Origin of the sequence: Mesorhizobium sp. M1273 (assembly GCF_040318195.1) — a bacterium.
In the GTDB taxonomy this organism is placed as follows: Bacteria; Pseudomonadota; Alphaproteobacteria; order Rhizobiales; family Rhizobiaceae; genus Mesorhizobium.
In genome coordinates this window covers 158540-176636 of sequence record NZ_JAMYLV010000009.1, presented here as the reverse complement: position 1 = coordinate 176636, position 18097 = coordinate 158540, and the positions used below count along the sequence as shown (strand labels likewise).

General features: G+C 63.4%; 19 protein-coding genes. 16 read left to right on the top strand and 3 right to left on the bottom strand.

Features of this window, described 5'->3' with window-relative positions; translation table 11 throughout:
- Positions 1-4: 4 nt before the first annotated feature.
- From NKH30_RS12850 to NKH30_RS12840, 3 genes are all read left to right on the top strand, one after another.
- Positions 5-838, top strand: a complete 834-nt coding sequence (locus tag NKH30_RS12850; protein ID WP_352542928.1) for an ABC transporter ATP-binding protein — start codon at positions 5-7, stop codon at positions 836-838.
- Positions 835-1584, top strand: a complete 750-nt coding sequence (locus NKH30_RS12845) for an ABC transporter ATP-binding protein (RefSeq protein WP_352995635.1) — start codon at positions 835-837, stop codon at positions 1582-1584. Before NKH30_RS12850 ends, NKH30_RS12845 begins: the two co-directional genes overlap by 4 nt.
- A 353-nt stretch (positions 1585-1937) precedes the next feature.
- Positions 1938-3215 carry a 4-aminobutyrate--2-oxoglutarate transaminase gene (locus tag NKH30_RS12840; RefSeq protein WP_352969679.1) on the top strand — a complete coding sequence of 426 codons (1278 nt, stop codon included), beginning with the start codon at positions 1938-1940 and terminating at the stop codon, positions 3213-3215.
- A gap of 62 nt (positions 3216-3277) precedes the next feature.
- Here the strand turns inward: NKH30_RS12840 and NKH30_RS12835 are convergent, their stop codons facing one another.
- The 3 genes from NKH30_RS12835 to NKH30_RS12825 are packed head-to-tail and all read right to left on the bottom strand — an operon-like array spanning position 3278 to position 5421.
- On the bottom strand, positions 3278-3880 hold the full coding sequence (locus tag NKH30_RS12835; protein WP_352969677.1) for a sulfotransferase family protein: 603 nt from the start codon (positions 3878-3880) through the stop codon (positions 3278-3280).
- A gap of 27 nt (positions 3881-3907) precedes the next feature.
- Complete coding sequence (locus NKH30_RS12830) at positions 3908-4123, bottom strand: hypothetical protein (RefSeq protein WP_352995632.1); 216 nt, start codon at positions 4121-4123, stop codon at positions 3908-3910.
- Between the two features lie 44 nt (positions 4124-4167).
- Positions 4168-5421 carry an NAD(P)/FAD-dependent oxidoreductase gene (locus NKH30_RS12825; protein WP_352969675.1) on the bottom strand — a complete coding sequence of 418 codons (1254 nt, stop codon included), beginning with the start codon at positions 5419-5421 and terminating at the stop codon, positions 4168-4170.
- A 423-nt stretch (positions 5422-5844) separates the two neighbouring features.
- Between NKH30_RS12825 and NKH30_RS12820 the strand changes: the two genes are divergently transcribed.
- The 13 genes from NKH30_RS12820 (at position 5845) to NKH30_RS12760 (ending at position 18093) form a co-directional block, all read left to right on the top strand.
- The gene (locus NKH30_RS12820; protein ID WP_502895699.1) at positions 5845-7137 is read left to right on the top strand and encodes an imelysin family protein; all 1293 of its coding nucleotides are present in this window, start codon (positions 5845-5847) and stop codon (positions 7135-7137) included.
- Between the two features lie 57 nt (positions 7138-7194).
- A complete protein-coding gene (locus NKH30_RS12815) occupies positions 7195-7506 on the top strand; it encodes a (2Fe-2S)-binding protein (protein ID WP_023676882.1) in 312 nt (103 codons plus the stop codon).
- Complete coding sequence (gene bfr / locus NKH30_RS12810; RefSeq protein WP_023676883.1) at positions 7472-7957, top strand: bacterioferritin; 486 nt, start codon at positions 7472-7474, stop codon at positions 7955-7957. Before NKH30_RS12815 ends, bfr begins: the two co-directional genes overlap by 35 nt.
- A 12-nt stretch (positions 7958-7969) precedes the next feature.
- Complete coding sequence (locus NKH30_RS12805; RefSeq protein WP_352470052.1) at positions 7970-9577, top strand: di-heme oxidoreductase family protein; 1608 nt, start codon at positions 7970-7972, stop codon at positions 9575-9577.
- Positions 9577-10650 (top strand): imelysin family protein, encoded by a 1074-nt coding sequence (locus NKH30_RS12800; RefSeq protein WP_352969671.1) that lies wholly within the window; start codon positions 9577-9579, stop codon positions 10648-10650. Before NKH30_RS12805 ends, NKH30_RS12800 begins: the two co-directional genes overlap by 1 nt.
- A 2-nt stretch (positions 10651-10652) precedes the next feature.
- Positions 10653-11759 (top strand): DUF1513 domain-containing protein, encoded by a 1107-nt coding sequence (locus NKH30_RS12795; RefSeq protein WP_352969669.1) that lies wholly within the window; start codon positions 10653-10655, stop codon positions 11757-11759.
- Between the two features lie 159 nt (positions 11760-11918).
- A complete protein-coding gene (tsaB, locus tag NKH30_RS12790) occupies positions 11919-12611 on the top strand; it encodes a tRNA (adenosine(37)-N6)-threonylcarbamoyltransferase complex dimerization subunit type 1 TsaB (protein ID WP_352969667.1) in 693 nt (230 codons plus the stop codon).
- A complete protein-coding gene (rimI, locus tag NKH30_RS12785) occupies positions 12611-13105 on the top strand; it encodes a ribosomal protein S18-alanine N-acetyltransferase (RefSeq protein WP_352470057.1) in 495 nt (164 codons plus the stop codon). The genes tsaB and rimI overlap by 1 nt, the downstream gene beginning before the upstream one ends.
- Positions 13106-13126: 21 nt before the next feature.
- Positions 13127-13927, top strand: a complete 801-nt coding sequence (gene olsA / locus NKH30_RS12780; protein WP_352613878.1) for a lyso-ornithine lipid O-acyltransferase — start codon at positions 13127-13129, stop codon at positions 13925-13927.
- A gap of 63 nt (positions 13928-13990) precedes the next feature.
- Positions 13991-15400, top strand: coding sequence for a tRNA (N6-isopentenyl adenosine(37)-C2)-methylthiotransferase MiaB (miaB, locus tag NKH30_RS12775; protein WP_352681250.1), 1410 nt, complete (start codon positions 13991-13993; stop codon positions 15398-15400).
- A gap of 26 nt (positions 15401-15426) precedes the next feature.
- The gene (locus tag NKH30_RS12770) at positions 15427-16476 is read left to right on the top strand and encodes a PhoH family protein (protein ID WP_352541253.1); all 1050 of its coding nucleotides are present in this window, start codon (positions 15427-15429) and stop codon (positions 16474-16476) included.
- Between the two features lie 17 nt (positions 16477-16493).
- Positions 16494-16991: an rRNA maturation RNase YbeY gene (ybeY, locus tag NKH30_RS12765; RefSeq protein ID WP_352541254.1), complete on the top strand. Its 498-nt coding sequence runs from the start codon at positions 16494-16496 to the stop codon at positions 16989-16991.
- A gap of 28 nt (positions 16992-17019) precedes the next feature.
- Positions 17020-18093 carry a hemolysin family protein gene (locus tag NKH30_RS12760; protein WP_352613880.1) on the top strand — a complete coding sequence of 358 codons (1074 nt, stop codon included), beginning with the start codon at positions 17020-17022 and terminating at the stop codon, positions 18091-18093.
- The last annotated feature ends 4 nt before the right edge of the window (positions 18094-18097 follow it).

The window sequence follows — 18097 nt, the reverse complement described above, 5'->3', positions numbered from 1 at the left end:
ACCAATGAGCACGCTTCTCGAAGTCGACGACCTGCGCGTTACCTTCCCGACGCGCACCGGCCTGATCGAGGCGGTGCGCGGCGTTTCCTTCTCGCTCGGCCGCGAGCGGCTCGGCATCGTCGGCGAGAGCGGTTCGGGCAAGTCGCAGACCGGCCGCGCCATCATGGGCGTCACCCCGCCGCAGGCCGAGGTGACCGCGACGACGCTCGCTTTTGACGGCATCGACCTGCTGGCCGCCTCGCCGCGCGAGCGCCGCGCGCTGCGCGGCAAGCGTATCGCCATGATCCTGCAGGATCCGAAATATTCGCTCGACCCGGTGATGAGCATCGGCCGCCAGATCGTCGAGACGCTGCGCACGCATGAGAAGGTCTCCAAGGCCGAAGCCCGCGACCGCGCGCTGGCCATGCTGGAGGCTGTGCAGATCCGCGATCCGGCCCGTGTCTTCGACCTGCATCCGCATGAGGTTTCCGGCGGCATGGGCCAGCGCGCCATGATCGCCATGATGCTGATCGCCGGGCCGGAAATGATGATCGCCGACGAGCCGACCTCGGCACTCGATGTCACTGTCCAGCTCGACGTGCTCGGCATCCTCGACCGGCTGGTCAGCGAGCGCGGCATGGGGCTGATCTTCATCTCGCACGATCTGCGCCTGGTCTCGTCCTTCTGCGATCGTGTCATCGTCATGTATGCCGGCAAGGTGGTCGAACAGCTCAAAGCCTCGGAGCTCGGCCGCGCCCAGCATCCCTATACGCGCGGCCTGCTCAACTGCATGCCCAAGATCGGCGCCGACCGTCACCCGCTGCCGGTGCTCGACCGCAAGCCGGAGTGGGCAGCATGACGGCAGCCCTTTCCGTCGATAGGCTGGAGGTGGTCTTCGACCGCTTCCGCGCGTTGAAAGGCGTCAGCCTCGAGGTCGAATCCGGTGAATCCTTCGGCCTGGTCGGCGAGTCCGGCTCCGGCAAGTCGACGTTGCTCAGGGCAATCGCCGGCCTGGCGCCGGCCGCATCAGGCACCATCGCGGTCAACGGCAAAACGCTCGGCGCGCGTCGCGACAAGGCGTTTTACCGCGAGGTGCAGATGGTCTTCCAGGACCCGTACGGTTCGCTGCACCCGCGCCAGACCGTCGACCGCCTGCTGCAGGAGCCGCTCGCCATTCACGGCTTCGCCGACGGCGAAAAGCGCATCCAGCGGGCACTCGACGAGGTCGGCCTCGGCAGCGGGTTCCGTTTTCGCTATTCGCATCAATTGTCCGGCGGTCAGCGCCAGCGCGTGGCGATCGCCCGCGCCCTGATTCTGGAACCGTCGATCCTGCTGCTCGACGAGCCGACCTCGGCGCTCGACGCTTCGGTGCAGGCGGAGGTGCTGAACCTGCTGGAAGAGATCAGGCGCCGCCGCAAGCTGACCTTCCTGATGGTCAGCCACGACCTAGCCATCATCACCCACATGTGCGAACGGCTGATGGTGATGCAGAACGGCGAGGCGATGGAGAATCTGACCGCGGACGATCTTGTCGAACGCCGTGTCACCAAGGATTATACGCGCAATTTGCTGAGGGCCAGCGAGGGATTTGTGCGGACGGCGTGAGTAGGCTTGCTTTCAATTCCCCGCGTCGTGTTCTTTCGCGCCCCCTCTGGCCTGCCGGCCATCTCCCCCACGGGTGGGGAGATTGGCCGTCACCACTGATTTCGCCAATCGCCAACGTTATAGAAGGAACGCTGCCGACGAAGCTGCCAATCTCCCTCCTTGTGGGGGAGATGTCCGGCAGGACAGAGGGGGGCGCGAAGGAACGGGACTTGGCAACTTTGTGTCAGGTCGCCCGCCGGACCGCAGGCCCAATCGCCCGCCGCCAGTGCCAACTTGAGGAAAACCTGAAATAAGCCCAGAAGAGTCTCAACAGCCATCAAACGAGAGCGGGCGCCGGCCCGGTGAGGGATACGATGACAAATTCAGCCATTTCCGAACGCAAGAGCCAGTCGATTTCGCGCGGCGTCGGCATGACCACTCAGATCTATGCCGATCGCGCCGAAAACTCGGAGATCTGGGATGTGGAAGGCCGCCGCTACATCGACTTCTCGTCCGGCATCGCCGTCGTCAACACCGGCCACCGTCACCCCAGGGTGATCGAAGCGGTCAAGGCGCAGCTCGAGCGCTTCACCCACACTTGCTATCAGGTCGTGCCCTATGAGAGCTATATCAGGCTGGCCGAACGGCTGAATGGCATGCTGCCCGGCAAGTTCGACAAGAAGACGATTTTTGTCACCACCGGCGCCGAGGCGGTCGAGAACGCGATCAAGATTGCGCGCAACGCCACCGGCCGGCCCGCGGTCATCGCTTTTTCCGGCGGCTTTCATGGTCGCACCTTCATGGGCATGGCGCTGACCGGCAAGGTCGTGCCCTATAAGGTCGGCTTCGGCGCCATGCCGGCGGATGTCTTCCATGCGCCGTTCCCGGTTGCACTGCACGGCGTGTCGGTCGCCGATTCGCTGGCTGCGCTCGACCGGCTGTTCAAGGCCGATGTAGATCCGGCCCGCGTTGCCGCCATCATCGTCGAGCCGGTGCAGGGCGAGGGCGGCTTCTACGAGGCGCCGCGCGACTTCATGACCGCATTGCGCAAGATCTGCGATCAGCACGGCATGCTGCTGATCGCCGACGAGGTGCAGACCGGCTTTGCCCGCACCGGCAAGATGTTTGCCATGGACCACCACGAGGTGGCGGCCGACATCACCACCATGGCCAAGAGCCTGGCCGGCGGCTTCCCGTTGGCGGCGGTCACCGGGCGCGCCGAGGTCATGGATGCGCCGAACCCCGGCGGACTCGGCGGCACCTATGGCGGCAGCCCGATCGGCGTCGCCGCGGCGCATGCCGTGCTCGACGTCATCGACGAGGAGAAGCTCTGCGACCGGGCCAACACGCTGGGCAACCGTCTGAAGCAGCGCCTGCAATCGATCCGCGACGAAGCCCCGGAGATCGTCGATATCAGAGGCCCCGGCTTCATGAACGCGGTCGAGTTCAACGATGTGGCGAAGGGCCTGCCGTCTCCGGAACTCGCCAATGCGGTCCGGCTGAAGGCGCTCGACAAGGGCCTGATCCTGCTGACCTGCGGCGTCTACGGCAACGTCATCCGCTTCCTCGCGCCGATCACCATCCAGGATGGCGTCATGAACGAGGCGCTCGACATTCTGGAAAGTTCGATCCGCGAGGCCCGCGCCGCCTGAGCGGCGAGGATATCGCCTAGATTCAACTGCGGCGAAGGCCGAGATAGGTGGCAAGCCGCCGTTCAACGCCCTATGCGAGCACGAAATTCGGCAGTCGAATTGGTGCGTGGAAACGGTTCGGAAGGCAACTGTACACCGAGAAAGGCACAAAGCGGCTCCCACCCTTCGGAGGCCTGATAAGTAAGAAGGCGTTCAGGTGGCAGCGTTGATTTCACGGAAGCGTTATGTGCTTCATAGACAGCGATTGCGTGATCACGGTTATCAAATCGACCGCCAAAGACACTGTTTCCAACCACCGCCACACCAAAGGACTGTGGATCATTGGTAGCAGCATCCATCGTGAGCCCTATTGTTTGCGCCATGCTGTCATACCAGGCTTCGGGGTCACGAACTGTCAGGATAACCTTTGCATGAGGGTAGTGGTCACTCACTTCGCGCCAAAAATGCGCCGTTGGCCAATCGACCGCGGAAAGATAGCCGGCATATGCCGCATCCCAGGTCGGGAGTTGTCCCTGTCCGGCGGCGCGCCACAGCGCCTTCTGCTCGGGATTGGCGTGGACATCTGCCATGTGATGACACGGCCCGAACCCAAGATGCTCCAAGGCGAGCTTCAGCGAATATGTGCCAGTGCGACCCATGCCTGCGCCAATGACATATAGAGCCATGAGCACCCCCCGACGAATTTCAATTGGTCAAAATACCGCTGTTTCCTTTACTTCGCTATATGTTTTGAAGGTCAGCTCCCGGTCGATATTGTTGAAAAAGTCCGCGTCGCAGTCGCCCGTGGCACTTTCGTAGCATGGCGTTCCGCAGAGACCCCAAAATTGAATCCTGATTCCATGCAATGCGCCGGGGTGGAACTGGATTCTAATATCGGTGGCGATTTGCGGTGCGCCGGACTTTTTCAACACTATCGGTCGAACTCGGTCATTCAGGGTGATTGGGTTTGATCTTATCCTGCCGCGCGGGCCGGCTCTGCCTGCTGGAAGGCGGCGAGCGCGGCCTTCAGCCCGTCGGGCCCGGTCGCGACGATCTGCGGCGACGGCGAAAAGCCGGCGCCGAGCATCTTGCGGCCAAGCATGTGGTCGCCCGGCCGGTTGACCGATTCGATGCCGAGCAGCCGGCTTCCGGCATAGTGGTAGATGGAGAATTTGTTCTCGGCCACGTCGCCCAGCATGACATGGCTGTCACCACCCGCAATCAGGCCGACCATCTGCAGCTTCATGTCACCGATATCGGACCAGAACCATGGCACCGCCGAGTAATTGTCGGTGTGGCCGACGATGGTGCGCGCGGCGAGCCGCGCCTGGTCAGTGGCGTTCTGCACCGATTCCAGCCGCACGTCGCCGCCGGTGAACCAGTGCCGGTAAGACGCCGCGTCGCCGATGGCGAGGATTTCCGGCACCGACGTGCGCATCTGCTGGTCGACGCGGATGCCGTTGGCGATGACAATGCCGGCGGCTTCGGCCAGTTCGACATTCGGCACGACGCCGATACCGATGACGACCATCTGAGCCGGCAATGTCTCGCCGGATGAGGTGATTGCAGCCGAAACACGGCCGTTCTCGTCCTCCAGCCGTTCGATGGTGGTGCCGGTAAGGATGCGCACACCGGAGGCCTCCAGCCGCTGGCGCACATGGCCGGCGATGACCGGTGCCACGGCGCGGCCGAGCAGCCGGTCGACCGCCTCGACCACCGTAACCTTGCGGCCTGCCGCGGTGAGCGTCGCGGCAATCTCCAGGCCGATGAAGCCGCCGCCGAGGATGACGACCTCCTCGCTTTGCGCGCTCAATTCGCGGATCAGGCGGGCATCGCCGAGCGAGCGCAGCGACACAACGCCAGAAAGCTCCGAACCCGGCAGCGGCAGCAGGCGCGGCCGCGCGCCGGTGGCGAGGATCAGCCGGTCAAACGGCAACACACCGCCGCCCGATATCTCCAGCCTGCGGCCGCCTACGTCGATCCGCTCGACCCGGATGCCTGGCCGGAAGTCGATGGCGCTGCCGGTATAAAAAGCCTCGCCGCGCAACGGCTGCGGCTTTGCTTGCTGATCCTTGATGAAGGTCTTCGACAGCGGCGGCTTGTGGTAGGGCAATTCGTTTTCGTCGCCGACCAGGATCACCGGGCCGTCATAGCCTTCTTCGCGCAGGCTGGCGGCCGCTTGCACGCCCGCATGACCCGCACCGACAATGACGACCCCGTTCTTCATAACAGCCCGATTCCTCATCCAAATCTAGGACGTCTCGCCAGGTGGCGATTGTCCGGCGCCGCCGCAAGAGCGCCGATCCGGGTCGCACCCGGAACGGCCGCCTGTCAACTGCGTCATGCGCCGGCATTCCTCATACGTCGGTGTTAAAGTTGACAGTTCTAGTTTAGAATAATTCTAAACTGTTGTTTCAATTGAATTCTTTCTATGCCACCAGTTGACATCCGGCGTCTTCGCCGTTTTATGGAAGCTCGCGCGTCAGCGCATCCCTTTGATGTCTGGGCCTTGAACCCTTTCGATTGGAGGCATTTCGGTGTCTTTCTTCCGCGAACCGCGCGATGGCGCGACCCTTCTTTGCCCGCTGGCAGCTGCCCGCCGAGGCGCCGGCATTTCATTGATTCCCGAGGAGAGACAATCATGAGAACGATGATCACGGCACGGTATGGCGGCAGGCTTGCGGCGATCGGCGCCACCGCAATGCTGACGGCGGCCGTGTTCGTGCTGCCGGCCAAGGCGCAAACCGATGCCAAGGCGGTCATCAAGACCTATTCCGACATTGCGCTCGCCAAATACGAGGATTCGCTGATCGCGGCCGAGGCGCTCGACAAGGCTGTCGATGCGCTGCTCGCCAAGCCATCTGCCGAAACGCTGAACGCCGCCCGCGAGGCCTGGAAGGCATCGCGCGTTCCCTATCAGCAGACCGAGGTCTATCGCTTCGGCAACGCCATCGTCGATGACTGGGAAGGCAAGGTGAACTCCTGGCCGCTCGACGAAGGCTTGATCGACTATGTCGCCAAGAGCTACGGCACCGAGTCGGACGCCAACGCGCTCTACACCGCCAATGTGATCGCCAACAAGTCGATCGAGATCAACGGCAAGAAGGTCGACGCCACCGACCTGACGCCGGAGTTCCTCTCCGGCACCCTGCAGGAGGCCGGCGGTATCGAGGCCAATGTGGCGACCGGCTATCACGCGATCGAATTCCTGCTTTGGGGTCAGGACCTGCACGGCACCGGTCCGGGCGCCGGCGAACGGCCCTACACCGATTACGACCTCGCCAATTGCACCGGCGGCAATTGCGACCGCCGCGGACAGTATCTGAAATCGGCGAGCGACCTTCTGGTTTCCGATCTAAAGGATATGGTCGACGACTGGAAGGAGGGCGGCGCCGCCCGCAAGAACCTTGTCGATGGCGAGCCGAACGCCGCCATTTCGACCATCTTCACCGGCATGGGCTCGCTGTCCTATGGCGAGCTCGCCGGAGAGCGGATGAAGCTCGGCCTCTTGTTGCACGACCCGGAAGAGGAGCACGATTGCTTCTCCGACAACACCTACAACTCCCATCTTTACGATGCGATCGGCATCCGTGCCGCCTATCACGGCAGCTACAAGCGGCTCGACGGCACTGTCGTCGAGGGGCCGTCGGTGGCCGACATGGTCAAGGCGGCCGACCCGGCGGTTGCCAAGGAATTGTCGGACAAACTGGACGTCACCGTCGCCAAGATGGAGGCCATCAAGGCGCGGGCGCTTGCCGGCGAGGCCTATGACCAGCAGATCGGAGAAGGCAACACGGAAGGCAATGCCACTGTGCAGGCGGCGATCGACGCGCTGGTCGATCAGACCAAATCGATCGAACGCGCCGTCGGTACCCTGAAGCTCAATGCGATAGCCTTCGAGGGCTCGGACAGCCTCGATTCACCGGACAAGGTGTTCCAATAGACTATCGAAACCACCAGCCACGCGACGCAGCGAAGCGCCGTTAGCCAGAGCGACAAAATGCTGATCTGCCATTGCAACATCATCACCGAAAAGGAGATAGAGCAGACGATCGTCGGGCTGCTGGATGAGGACCCCTGGCAGCTGATCGTGCCGGCGAAGGTCTATCACGCCATGCACAAGCGCGGTCGCTGTTGCGGCTGCTTCCCAAATGTGGTCGAAACGATCATTCGGGTCACCGAAAATTACCATGCCCGCTCGGCGGCGAGTGGCGTGGACATCGTTTCACACCTGGATCGCGTCAGAGGCCTGCGCGTCCAATACGGGAGCAGAACCCATGAAAGGCGAACAGCAGATCATAGAGCGGCTTAACGAGGCTCTGTTTCTGGAACTTGGGGCGGTCAATCAATACTGGGTGCATTTCCGGCTGCTGGAAGACTGGGGATACGCCAAGCTAGCGAAGAAGGAACGCGCTGAATCGATCGAGGAAATGCACCATGCCGACCGGCTCGTGGCGCGCATCATCTTCCTCGAGGGCCATCCGAACCTGCAGTCCGTGGCGCCGCTGCGCATCGGGCAGAATGTCAAGGAAGTGCTCGAATCCGATCTTGCCGGCGAATACGACGCGCGCACCGCCTACAAGCGTTCGCGCGAGGTTTGTAACGAAGCAGGCGACTACGTGACGATGAAGCTGTTCGAGGAATTGCTGGCTGACGAGGAAGGTCACATCGACTTTCTCGAGACGCAACTCGACCTGCTCGCCTCGATCGGCGAAGAAAAGTACGGTCAACTCAACGCAGCGTCGGCCGACGAGGCGGAATAAGGACATGCCGGAATGCGGCGCCCCCTAGATTTCATGCGCCGCTTGCGGCCGGCCGAGCACTGTGGCCTGCCGCCTCAGAAGAAGCCGCGATACGGTATCCTTCGCGGCGCCTTTCTTGCCGTGGTGGCGACGCTCACAGCCTCGGCGCTGGCCGGGGCGCCGCAACCGGCGGGGCTTGCCACCAGCCGCACGGATCTGACGCCGAAGGATCTGGCGCGCGTCATCGCCATCACCAGGCCGACCAGCGATTTCTCCAAGCCCGAGCAATTCGAGCTGATGCAGGGCGGCGCCGGCACCTCGAAGAAGGACGTCAACAAGGACGCCTTCTCGCAATCCTCCGCCAACATCAGCTTCGAGGAAGAGGGCACCTTCAAGCTCGGCAATGCCATTTTCCGCAAGAACTGGGTGTCCTCGCCATCCTCGACACAAGCCTCGGATGGGCTCGGTCCGTTGTTCAACGAGCGCGCCTGCCAGAACTGTCATCTGAAGGACGGTCGCGGCCATCCGCCCCAAGGCGACAGCGGCACCACCTCGATGTTCCTGCGCCTGGCAAGGGAAGCCAGTACCGAGGAGGAGAAAGCCGCGCTCGCCGATCACAAGGTGCTCAACTTTCCCGACCCGGTCTATGGCACACAACTTCAGGAGCTAGCCGTTCCCGGCCTGCAGGGCGAAGGCAGGATGCATGTCGATTATCAGGAGCAAAAAGTAAAACTGGCGGACGGCAGCGTCGTGTCGCTGCGTAAGCCGAGCTATTCGGTCGAGGGTCTCGCCTACGGGCCGCTCGATCCGCACACCACGCTGTCGCCGCGCATGACACCGCCGATGATCGGCCTTGGCCTGGTCGAGCAGATCGCTCCCGCCGACATCCTTACGCGTGCCGATGCGGCCGACCGCGATGGTGACGGGATTTCCGGCAGGCCAAACATAATACGCGACGCCAGCAGCGGTGAACTGACGCTCGGCCGTTTCGGCTGGAAGGCGCAGGCGGCATCGATCCGCCAGCAATCGGCGGACGCTTTTGCCGGCGATATTGGCATTTCGACGCCCGAAGTGCCGAAGCACTGGGGCGATTGCAGCGCCGCGGAAAAGACCTGCCTTGGCCTACCTAACGGTGTACAGGAGCGCCTCGGTCCGGTCGAAGCGCCGCCGCCGGTCATGGACCTCGTGACCTTCTATTCGCAAAACCTTGCCGTGCCGGCCCGGCGCGATCTCGACAGACCGGACGTGCTCGCCGGCAAAAAACTGTTCTACGATATGGGCTGCATCTCCTGCCATACGCCGAAATTCGTCACCCGTCGCGACACCCCGAACAAGGCGCAGGCCTTCCAGCTGATCTGGCCCTATTCCGATTTCCTGCTGCATGAAATGGGACCCGGTCTTGCCGACGGACAGGCGGTGGGCGAGGCCACGGGAAGCGAATGGCGCACGCCGCCACTGTGGGGCATCGGGCTCACCCAGACCGTCAGCGGCAACACCTTCTTCCTGCATGACGGGCGCGCACGAAGCCTGGCCGAGGCGATTCTGTGGCATGGCGGCGAGGGTCAGAAGGCGCGTGACCGCTTTGCCGCTGCCGATGCGGCCGACCGCGCCGCGCTGATCAAGTTTCTGGAGTCGCTCTGATGCGGAAGCGTCTTGCATTCGCTCTGATGCTGGTCCTCGCCGGTGCGCTGCCGGCATCCGCGACGGTGAAGGCTTCGGATGTGATCCAGCGGGCGATCGACGGCTTCGTCCGCCCGGCCTATGCCAGATTGCATGACCATGCGGACAGCTTGGCCAAGACCATGCACGCGCTTTGCCAAGCGCCCTCGCGAGACAATCTCGATGCGGCACGCGCCGAATTCTCAGGCGTCGTGGATGCCTGGTCGGTGGTGGAAATCATCCGTTTCGGGCCGATCGCGGAAAACAACCGGCTTGAGCGCATGCTGTTTTGGCCGGATCGCAAGAGCATCGGCCTGAAGCAGGTGCAGGCAGCACTTGCCGGCAAGGATCCGACAGCCGCCGATCCGGCCCAGCTGGCTACAAAGAGCGTCGCCATGCAAGGGCTCGGCGCACTGGAATTCGTCCTCTACGGCGACGGAGCCGGTCAATTGGTCGGCAGGGACGACGCCTATCGCTGCGCCTACGGTGCGGCCATTGCCGGCAATGTCGAGAAGATTGCCGGCGAGGTTGCCGATGCCTGGAAGGATCCCAACGGCTTTGCCGCGCTCTGGGCCAATCCGGGTCCGCAGAACGCGCTCTACCACGACGGCACCGAAGCGGTGACCGAACTGGTCGGCGTCTTCATCAACGAGCTGGAAATGGTCCGAGACGTACGCCTGAAAGGCTTCCTGGGCGCCAAGCCGGAGACCGACAAACCGAAACAGGCGATCTATTGGCGCTCGCAAAACACCGCCCGCTCGCTGACCGGGAATCTGGCGGGCATGGACACGCTGTTCCAGGCCTCGCAGCTTGGCGACGCGCTGCCGCCCGATGCGCGCTGGATGGCAGAATCGTTCCACATCCAGCTCACCAACGGGATCGAGGCGGCCAAGGCGATCAGGGGACCGATCGACAAGGCACTTGCCGATCCGGCGCTGCGCCAGAAGCTCGACTATTTCTCGCTGGTGACATCCAGCCTGACGACCCTGATCGGCACCAGGCTGACCGCCGAATTCGGCCTGACCGCCGGGTTCTCGTCATTGGATGGTGACTGATCATGAGGACGCCGCTGATCGATCGGCGCGATTTCCTGAGGGCCGCAGGCGCTGGTTTCGTAGCGGCGATGGCGCCGTCGGCCTGGGCAAAGACAATCGACGCCGACGCGGTCTTCGCCACCGCTTTCGTCAAGCGCGACGGCAGCTATGGCGCGGCCGTCCTGTCCGAGGCCGGCAAGTTGTTGCACACGATCGATCTGCCCGATCGGGGCCACGACGTTACCTTCGACCCGGTGTCCAAGCGTTCGGTGGTGTTTGCCAGGCAGCCGGGCACCTTTGCTGTCGTCTTCGACCATACCGGCCGCGATAAACCGCACACTATTGCCAGCGTTGCCGGCCGGCATTTCTTCGGCCATGGTGTGTTCTCGGCCGATGGCACGCTGCTCTACGCAACCGAGAACGATTTCGACAATGCCGCCGGCGTCGTCGGCGTCTATGACGCGCATGCGAAATTCAAGCGCATCGGCGAGTTCCCGACCTACGGCATGGGCCCACACGAGCTTTTGCTGCTTTCCGATGGCAGGACGATTGCTGTGGCCAATGGCGGCATCGAGACGCATCCGGATTATGGCCGCGCCGAGCTCAACATTGCCACGATGCGGCCATCCTACGTGCTGGTCGACCGTCTCACAGGCGATCTCACCGAAAAGCACGAATTGCCGCCGGCGCTGCACCAACTGTCGATCCGCCATATGGACGCCGACCGCTCCGGCACCGTCTGGTTCGGTTGTCAATACAGGGGGCCGGGTACCGATCGTCCCCCGCTGGTTGGCCGCGCGCCGCGCGGCATGGACTTGAAATTGCTCGATATGTCGCAGGACGTGCTCTCCGCCTTCAGGAACTATATCGGCTCGGTCGCCGCCAACCCTGCCGCCGGCACCATCGCGGTGTCTTCGCCTGAGGGCAATTCGCTTGCCGTGATCGACGCGGCCAGCGGCCGCATCGTCGCCACCAAGGCGCTGGTCGAGGTTTGCGGCGTTGCAGCCGATGGGGAAAGCTTCATGGCGACGACCGGCGCCGGCGATATCGTCGAGTCCGGTGGCTCGATACATTCCGAGCCTGACTATGTCTGGGACAATCACGTGCTGCGTATCGAGCAGGTCGGCTAGTCCCGATACCTATTGTGGCGATTGCGTGCGTTGGAACTTACATTCTTGGACCCGCGCCGAAGCCAAGTCGCCTGACGATTTATCCATTATTCCCTTGCGGGGATCAGCCCTGGCGGGCAGAGGGAAGCTGTTTTCGAAACTGTCTCAACCGGCCGCTTCATGAAATTGCTTGCCATCGACTGTGCCGCCAATCTCTGCGCCGCCTGCGTCTACGACGCGGCGGCCGGGAAAGAACTCGGCCGTTCGGTGCTCGATCTCGGTAAGGGTCATGCCGAGCATCTGATGGGTGTCATCGAAAAGGCGTTGGGGACCAGCAGAACCGACTATTCCGGCCTCGGCGCCATTGCCGTTTCGATGGGTCCGGGCTCCTTCACCGGTCTGCGCGTCGGCGTCTCGGCGGCGCGCGGCCTTGCGCTGGCGCTGAAAATCCCGGCGATCGGCGTGACGACTCTGGAGGCCCTGGCGGCGCAAGCGAGAGCGGCATTTCCCGGTCGCGCCGTGCTCGCCGCGCTCGATGCAGGTCGCGAGGAGATCCATGCGGCACTTTACGATGAGAGGTCGGTTCTGATCTATGGTCCGGCCGTGACCACGCTCTCGCAAGCAGCCGCCATCGCGGTCGACAGATCTGCGGTTCTCGCCGGCACGGCGGCAACCCAAATTGCCGCGGCGGCCGGGCGCAGCTTCGATCTCGGCGGGACGGCGGCCACCGCCGACATCGCCGTCTATGCCCGGCTGGCCGCCGCCCAACGTGCCGGTAAAAAGGGCGAGGGCGAAAAGCCGAAACCGCTCTATCTGCGCGGCGCCGACGCCAAGCCGCAGGCCGGCTTTATTCTATCTAGGCAAAAAAACTGATGCGCATTCCATTCCTCCAGCCGCGTCGCAGGGACTATGCGATCGAGCCGCTGACGGTTGCCGACAGCGCGGCCATGTCGGTGCTGCATCGCGAGGATTTCGCGCGGCCGTGGACCGACGACGAATTCGCCGCGCTGCTCGAGCAGGACACGGTGTTCGGCTATGCCGCGCGCGAGACCGGACAGGGTGCCAAGCCGCCGGTCGGCTTCGTGCTGGCTCGGCTGGCGGCCGGCGAGGGGGAGATCCTGACGGTCGCGGTGGCACGCTCGCATCGGCGCCGGGGGCTCGGCTGGCAATTGATGGATGCGGTGCTGCGTGAACTGCACGCACAGCGCGCCGAGGCACTTTTCCTCGAGGTCGACGAGACCAATGTCGCCGCGATCGCGCTCTACCGGCGGTTCGGCTTCCGCGAGGTCGGCAAGCGCGCCAACTATTACAAGTCGCCGGAGCACGGCCCGACCGGCGCGCTTGTCATGCGCCGCGATCTTCGCTAGCCAAACGCCGGGGTGGTGCGGATGATCGGAAAAATCAGGATTTTCCTGGCCCTGGGGCTGGTTGTCGTCGGCTCATTGGTGCTTGTGCCTTTGCAGATACTGTCGATGAGGACCGGACTCTGGCGCGAGACCTTCATCCTGAAGATCTGGCACAGAATGATCGTCAGGGCGCTGGGGCTGCGCATCCATGTCAAGGGAGCGCTGTCCGGCCAGCGCCCATTGCTGATTGCTGCCAACCACATCTCCTGGACCGACATCATGGTGCTGGGGTCGATGGTCGACGTGACGTTCATCGCCAGGGCCGATATGGCAGGCTGGCCGCTGATCGGCATGCTGTCGAAGCTGCAACGCACCGTCTTCATTGAACGTGAGCGCAAACGCTCGTCGGGCGACCAGGCGAGCGAGATCGCCGGCCGGATGGCCAAGGGCGACGCCATGGTGCTGTTCGCCGAAGGCTCGACCGGCGACGGGAACATGATCCTGCCGTTCAAGAGCACGCTGTTCGGCGCCGCTACAATGGCGATTGCGGAAGGGGCGACCGAACAGGTCTTCATCCAACCGGTGGCGATCGTCTATACGCGCCTGCATGGCGTGCCGCTCGGCCGCCGGCATCGGCCGGTTGCCGCCTGGATCGGCGATGAGGAGCTGATGCCGCACCTCAAGGTGCTGATGGCCGAGGGCGCCCTCGACGTCGAGGTGCATTTTGGCGAGGCGATTGCTTTCTCCAGGGGCTCGAGCCGCAAGGAGACGGCAAAGCAGATGGAACGCCAGGTTCGCGAGATGGTACAAGCGGCGCTCGCCGAACCGCGTCCGAGCCGGTAGGCTGAGCAGGTTCCGGCCAGATTCGTCTGTTTTTTGTCGGGGAAAGGCGCTAGAAGCCGCGAAATGGAATTGAACACGATAGAACGTGACGACATCGGCGCTGCCGCCGAAAACCTGGTCGTTCCGCCTGCCGCGACCAGAAAGGTCTTCGTCAAGACCTATGGCTGCCAGATGAACGTCTACGATTCGCAGCGCATGACCGATGCTCTGGCGGCCGACGGCTATGCCGCGACAGACGCCATCGGCGAGGCCGATCTGGTGCTGCTCAACACCTGTCACATCCGCGAGAAAGCGGCGGAAAAGGTCTATTCCGAACTTGGGCGCATCCGTGAGCTGAAGGCGGAACGTGCCAAGGCCGGGCGCGAAATGCTGGTCGGCGTCGCCGGCTGCGTGGCGCAGGCCGAGGGTGCCGAGATCATCCGCCGCTCGCCGGCTGTCGATCTGGTCATCGGTCCGCAGACCTACCACCGGCTGCCCGGGGTGCTGGCGAGGGCGCGGAGCGGCGAAAAGATCGTCGAGACCGATTATGCCGTCGAAGACAAGTTCGAGCATCTGCCGCAGCCGAAGCGCGCCGAACTGATCAGGCGCGGCGTGACGGCGTTCTTGACCGTTCAGGAAGGCTGCGACAAGTTCTGCACCTTCTGTGTCGTGCCCTATACGCGCGGCTCGGAAGTCTCGCGGCCGGTGGCACAGATCGTCGCCGAAGCCGAGCGCCTGGCGGATGCCGGCGTGCGCGAGGTGACGCTGCTCGGCCAGAATGTCAACGCCTGGCACGGAAGAGGTGAAGACGGCGAGGAATGGGGCCTTGGCCGGCTGCTGTTCAGGCTGGCAGAGATTCCAGGTCTGGCGCGGCTGCGCTACACGACCAGCCATCCGCGCGACATGGACGATGAATTGATCGCCGCCCATCGTGATTTGCCTACGCTGATGCCCTATCTACATTTACCGGTGCAATCCGGCTCCGACCGCATACTCAAGGCGATGAACCGCAGGCATATGGCCAAGGACTATCTGACGTTGATCGACCGCATCCGTGCCGCACGGAACGACATCGCACTGTCCGGCGATTTTATTGTCGGCTTTCCCGGTGAGACGGGAGCGGATTTCGAGGCGACGATGCAGTTGGTCGAAGACGTCAACTATGCCTCGGCCTTCTCGTTCAAATATTCTCCGCGCCCCGGCACGCCGGGCGCGGAGATGGGCGATCACGTGCCGGAGGCCGTCAAGGACGAGCGCCTGCAGCGGCTGCAGGCGCTGCTTCTGAAACAGCAGCAGCATTTCGGCGCAAGCCTGGTCGGCAGGACTATCGACACGCTGATCGAAAAGCCTGGCCGCCAGGCCGGCCAGAAGGTTGGCCGCTCGCCGTGGCTGCAGCCGGTTATTGTTGATGAAAAGGCCGGCGAAATCGGTGACATTATCCAGGTACGAATCACGAAGACGGGCTACAACAGCCTGTTCGCCGAATTGGCCTGAAGGCCTCGGCAGATGAGGAGAGACGGTTGAGCGCTGCTGAAGTCAAGAACCTGCCCCAGAATCTACCCTCCGGGGCCTCGGATATCGCGCACATCGTACTGACTTTCGACAATAACAAGCTTGCCAGCGCCCTTTACGGCCAGTTCGACGAGAATCTGGCCAGGCTCGAGCAGAAGCTCGGCGTCGATATCCGCTCGCGTGGCAACCAATTGACCATCAAGGGCTCTTCCTCGGCCGCCGAGCAGGCGCGCCGCGCCTTGGACAATCTTTACGGCATTCTGCAGAAAGGCACCGATATCGGCCAGTCCGATGTCGACGGCGCCGTGCGCATGGCGATCGCCACCGACGACCAGCTGACGCTGCCGACGCTGGAGCGCAAGGGCAAGGTGTCCGCCGCCCAGATATCGACGCGCAAGAAGACCATCTATGCCCGCTCGCTCAACCAGGACGCCTATATGCGCGCGCTGGAGCGGTCGGAACTCGTCTTCGGCATCGGCCCGGCCGGCACCGGAAAGACCTATCTGGCGGTGGCGCATGCGGCAATGCTGCTCGAACGTGGCATGGTCGAACGGATCGTGCTGTCGCGCCCCGCGGTCGAGGCCGGTGAACGGCTTGGCTTTCTGCCGGGTGACATGAAGGAGAAGGTCGATCCCTATCTGCGGCCGCTCTATGACGCGCTCTACGACATGATGCCGGCCGACAAGGTCGAGCGGGCGATTGCTGCTGAGGTCATCGAGATCGCGCCGCTGGCATTCATGCGCGGCCGTACGCTGGCGCACGCTGCCGTCATCCTCGACGAGGCGCAGAACACCACGCCGATGCAGATGAAGATGTTCCTGACCCGGCTCGGCGAGAACTCGCGCATGATCGTCACCGGCGATCCGACCCAGATCGATCTGCCGCCAAACACCAAATCCGGCCTGGTCGAGGCGCTGAGAATCCTCGACGGCGTCACCGGCATGGTGACCGTACGCTTCAATGAAGGCGACGTCGTCAGGCATCCGCTGGTCGCCGAGATCGTCAAGGCCTACGACCGTGACGGCAAGCTGGCCAGGGGTTTGGGTGTCGAAAGCTGATACGATTATGCGGCCGCATGGCTGAGGAGCAAAAGGCGGGGGGACCGCTTCCCGTCGAAATCGATATCGCGATCGAGGCGGGCGACTGGCCCGACGAGGCGGTGCTGATGCGGCTGGTCGACCACGCCGTCTCGGCCGCCTTTGCCGAAACCGGTGCCGACGGCCGTTCCGAGCTCAGCATCGTCTTTTCCGACGATGCCCGTATCCGCACGCTCAATGCCGGCTGGCGCGGCAAGGACAAGCCGACCAACGTCCTGTCTTTTCCAGCTTTTCCGTTTGCCAGGGGAGGGCCTCTGCCGCCGATGCTCGGCGACATCGTGCTGGCCGCCGAGACTGTCGCGCGCGAGGCGGCACTGGAAGACAAGCCCATCGAGGACCATATCTCCCATCTCGTCATCCATGGCCTGCTGCATTTGCTGGGCTATGATCACGAAACGGATGCCGAAGCGGAACTGATGGAAGCGACAGAGCGCGCAGCACTTGCGAGGCTTGCCATTCCCGATCCCTACACGTAATTACAAAAGACCAATTGACCGGACGATGATGAACGACAAACCAGAGACTGCCGCCCGCTCCGACGCCGGCAGTGTGATCAAGCCTTCCGAAACGACGGAAGAGGGCTCGAGTCCGAGTACCACGACCGGCAGCTTCGCCAGCGAGGCATCGCCTGCCGGTCCTTCCCTGTTCGATCGCGTGCTCGGGCTTTTCAGGCACCGCAACGGCACCAGCCTGCGCGAGGAGATTGCCGGTGCGCTTGCCGAAACGGCGAGCGATGCAGAATCCTTCTCGCCCGGCGAACGCGCCATGCTCAACAACATCCTGCGCCTGCGCGAAGTGCGGGTCGAGGACGTCATGGTGCCGCGCGCCGACATCGAGGCGGTCGAGATCACCACGAAGCTCGGCGACCTTCTGGGGTTGTTCGAGCAGTCCGGCCATTCCCGCATGCCGGTCTATTCGGAGACGCTCGACGATCCGCGCGGCATGGTCCATATCCGCGACGTGCTGGCGCATATCACCAAGGTCGCCCGCGTCAGAAAGGGCAGGACGACCAGGAAAACTCCGGTCGCGACGGTTCTCGATCTCGCCCAGGTCGATCTGGCGCGCACCATCGGCGATCTCAGCCTGATCCGACCGGTGCTGTTCGTGCCGCCGTCGATGCTCGCCTCCGACCTGATGGGGCGAATGCAGACGACGCGCACCCAGATGGCGCTGGTCATCGACGAATATGGCGGCACTGACGGTCTCGTCTCGCTCGAGGATATCGTCGAGATGGTGGTCGGCGACATCGAGGACGAGCATGACGAGGACGAGCCGATGATTACCCAGGCCGGCGAAGGCGTCTTCATCGTCGACGGCAAGGCCGAGATCGACGACGTCGCCAAGATGATCGGCGAGGATTTCGCCGCCGGCGAGCACGGCGAATATGTCGACACGATCGGCGGCATGATCTTCAACACGCTTGGCCGGGTGCCGGCGCGCGGCGAAGTGGTGCAGGCCATACCCGGCTTCGAGTTCCATGTGCTCGACGCCGATCCGCGCCGCGTCAAGCGCGTGCGCATCGTCGAGACCCTGAAGGGCGAGCGCCGCCGCCGCGCCGTCCGCACCGAGCAGGCTTAGACGC

What these genes read in the sequence shown, in the direction of transcription:
- NKH30_RS12815 (WP_023676882.1), top strand. Translation starts at nt 7,195, where the DNA reads ATGCTGATCTGCCATTGCAACATCATCACCGAAAAGGAGATAGAGCAG.
- NKH30_RS12825 (WP_352969675.1), bottom strand. Translation starts at nt 5,421, where the DNA reads ATGAAGAACGGGGTCGTCATTGTCGGTGCGGGTCATGCGGGCGTGCAA.
- ybeY (WP_352541254.1), top strand. Translation starts at nt 16,494, where the DNA reads ATGGCTGAGGAGCAAAAGGCGGGGGGACCGCTTCCCGTCGAAATCGAT.
- NKH30_RS12820 (WP_502895699.1), top strand. Translation starts at nt 5,845, where the DNA reads ATGATCACGGCACGGTATGGCGGCAGGCTTGCGGCGATCGGCGCCACC.
- miaB (WP_352681250.1), top strand. Translation starts at nt 13,991, where the DNA reads ATGGAATTGAACACGATAGAACGTGACGACATCGGCGCTGCCGCCGAA.
- NKH30_RS12805 (WP_352470052.1), top strand. Translation starts at nt 7,970, where the DNA reads ATGCGGCGCCCCCTAGATTTCATGCGCCGCTTGCGGCCGGCCGAGCAC.
- NKH30_RS12800 (WP_352969671.1), top strand. Translation starts at nt 9,577, where the DNA reads ATGCGGAAGCGTCTTGCATTCGCTCTGATGCTGGTCCTCGCCGGTGCG.
- olsA (WP_352613878.1), top strand. Translation starts at nt 13,127, where the DNA reads ATGATCGGAAAAATCAGGATTTTCCTGGCCCTGGGGCTGGTTGTCGTC.
- rimI (WP_352470057.1), top strand. Translation starts at nt 12,611, where the DNA reads ATGCGCATTCCATTCCTCCAGCCGCGTCGCAGGGACTATGCGATCGAG.
- NKH30_RS12845 (WP_352995635.1), top strand. Translation starts at nt 835, where the DNA reads ATGACGGCAGCCCTTTCCGTCGATAGGCTGGAGGTGGTCTTCGACCGC.
- tsaB (WP_352969667.1), top strand. Translation starts at nt 11,919, where the DNA reads ATGAAATTGCTTGCCATCGACTGTGCCGCCAATCTCTGCGCCGCCTGC.
- NKH30_RS12760 (WP_352613880.1), top strand. Translation starts at nt 17,020, where the DNA reads ATGAACGACAAACCAGAGACTGCCGCCCGCTCCGACGCCGGCAGTGTG.
- NKH30_RS12840 (WP_352969679.1), top strand. Translation starts at nt 1,938, where the DNA reads ATGACAAATTCAGCCATTTCCGAACGCAAGAGCCAGTCGATTTCGCGC.
- NKH30_RS12835 (WP_352969677.1), bottom strand. Translation starts at nt 3,880, where the DNA reads ATGGCTCTATATGTCATTGGCGCAGGCATGGGTCGCACTGGCACATAT.
- NKH30_RS12795 (WP_352969669.1), top strand. Translation starts at nt 10,653, where the DNA reads ATGAGGACGCCGCTGATCGATCGGCGCGATTTCCTGAGGGCCGCAGGC.
- NKH30_RS12850 (WP_352542928.1), top strand. Translation starts at nt 5, where the DNA reads ATGAGCACGCTTCTCGAAGTCGACGACCTGCGCGTTACCTTCCCGACG.
- bfr (WP_023676883.1), top strand. Translation starts at nt 7,472, where the DNA reads ATGAAAGGCGAACAGCAGATCATAGAGCGGCTTAACGAGGCTCTGTTT.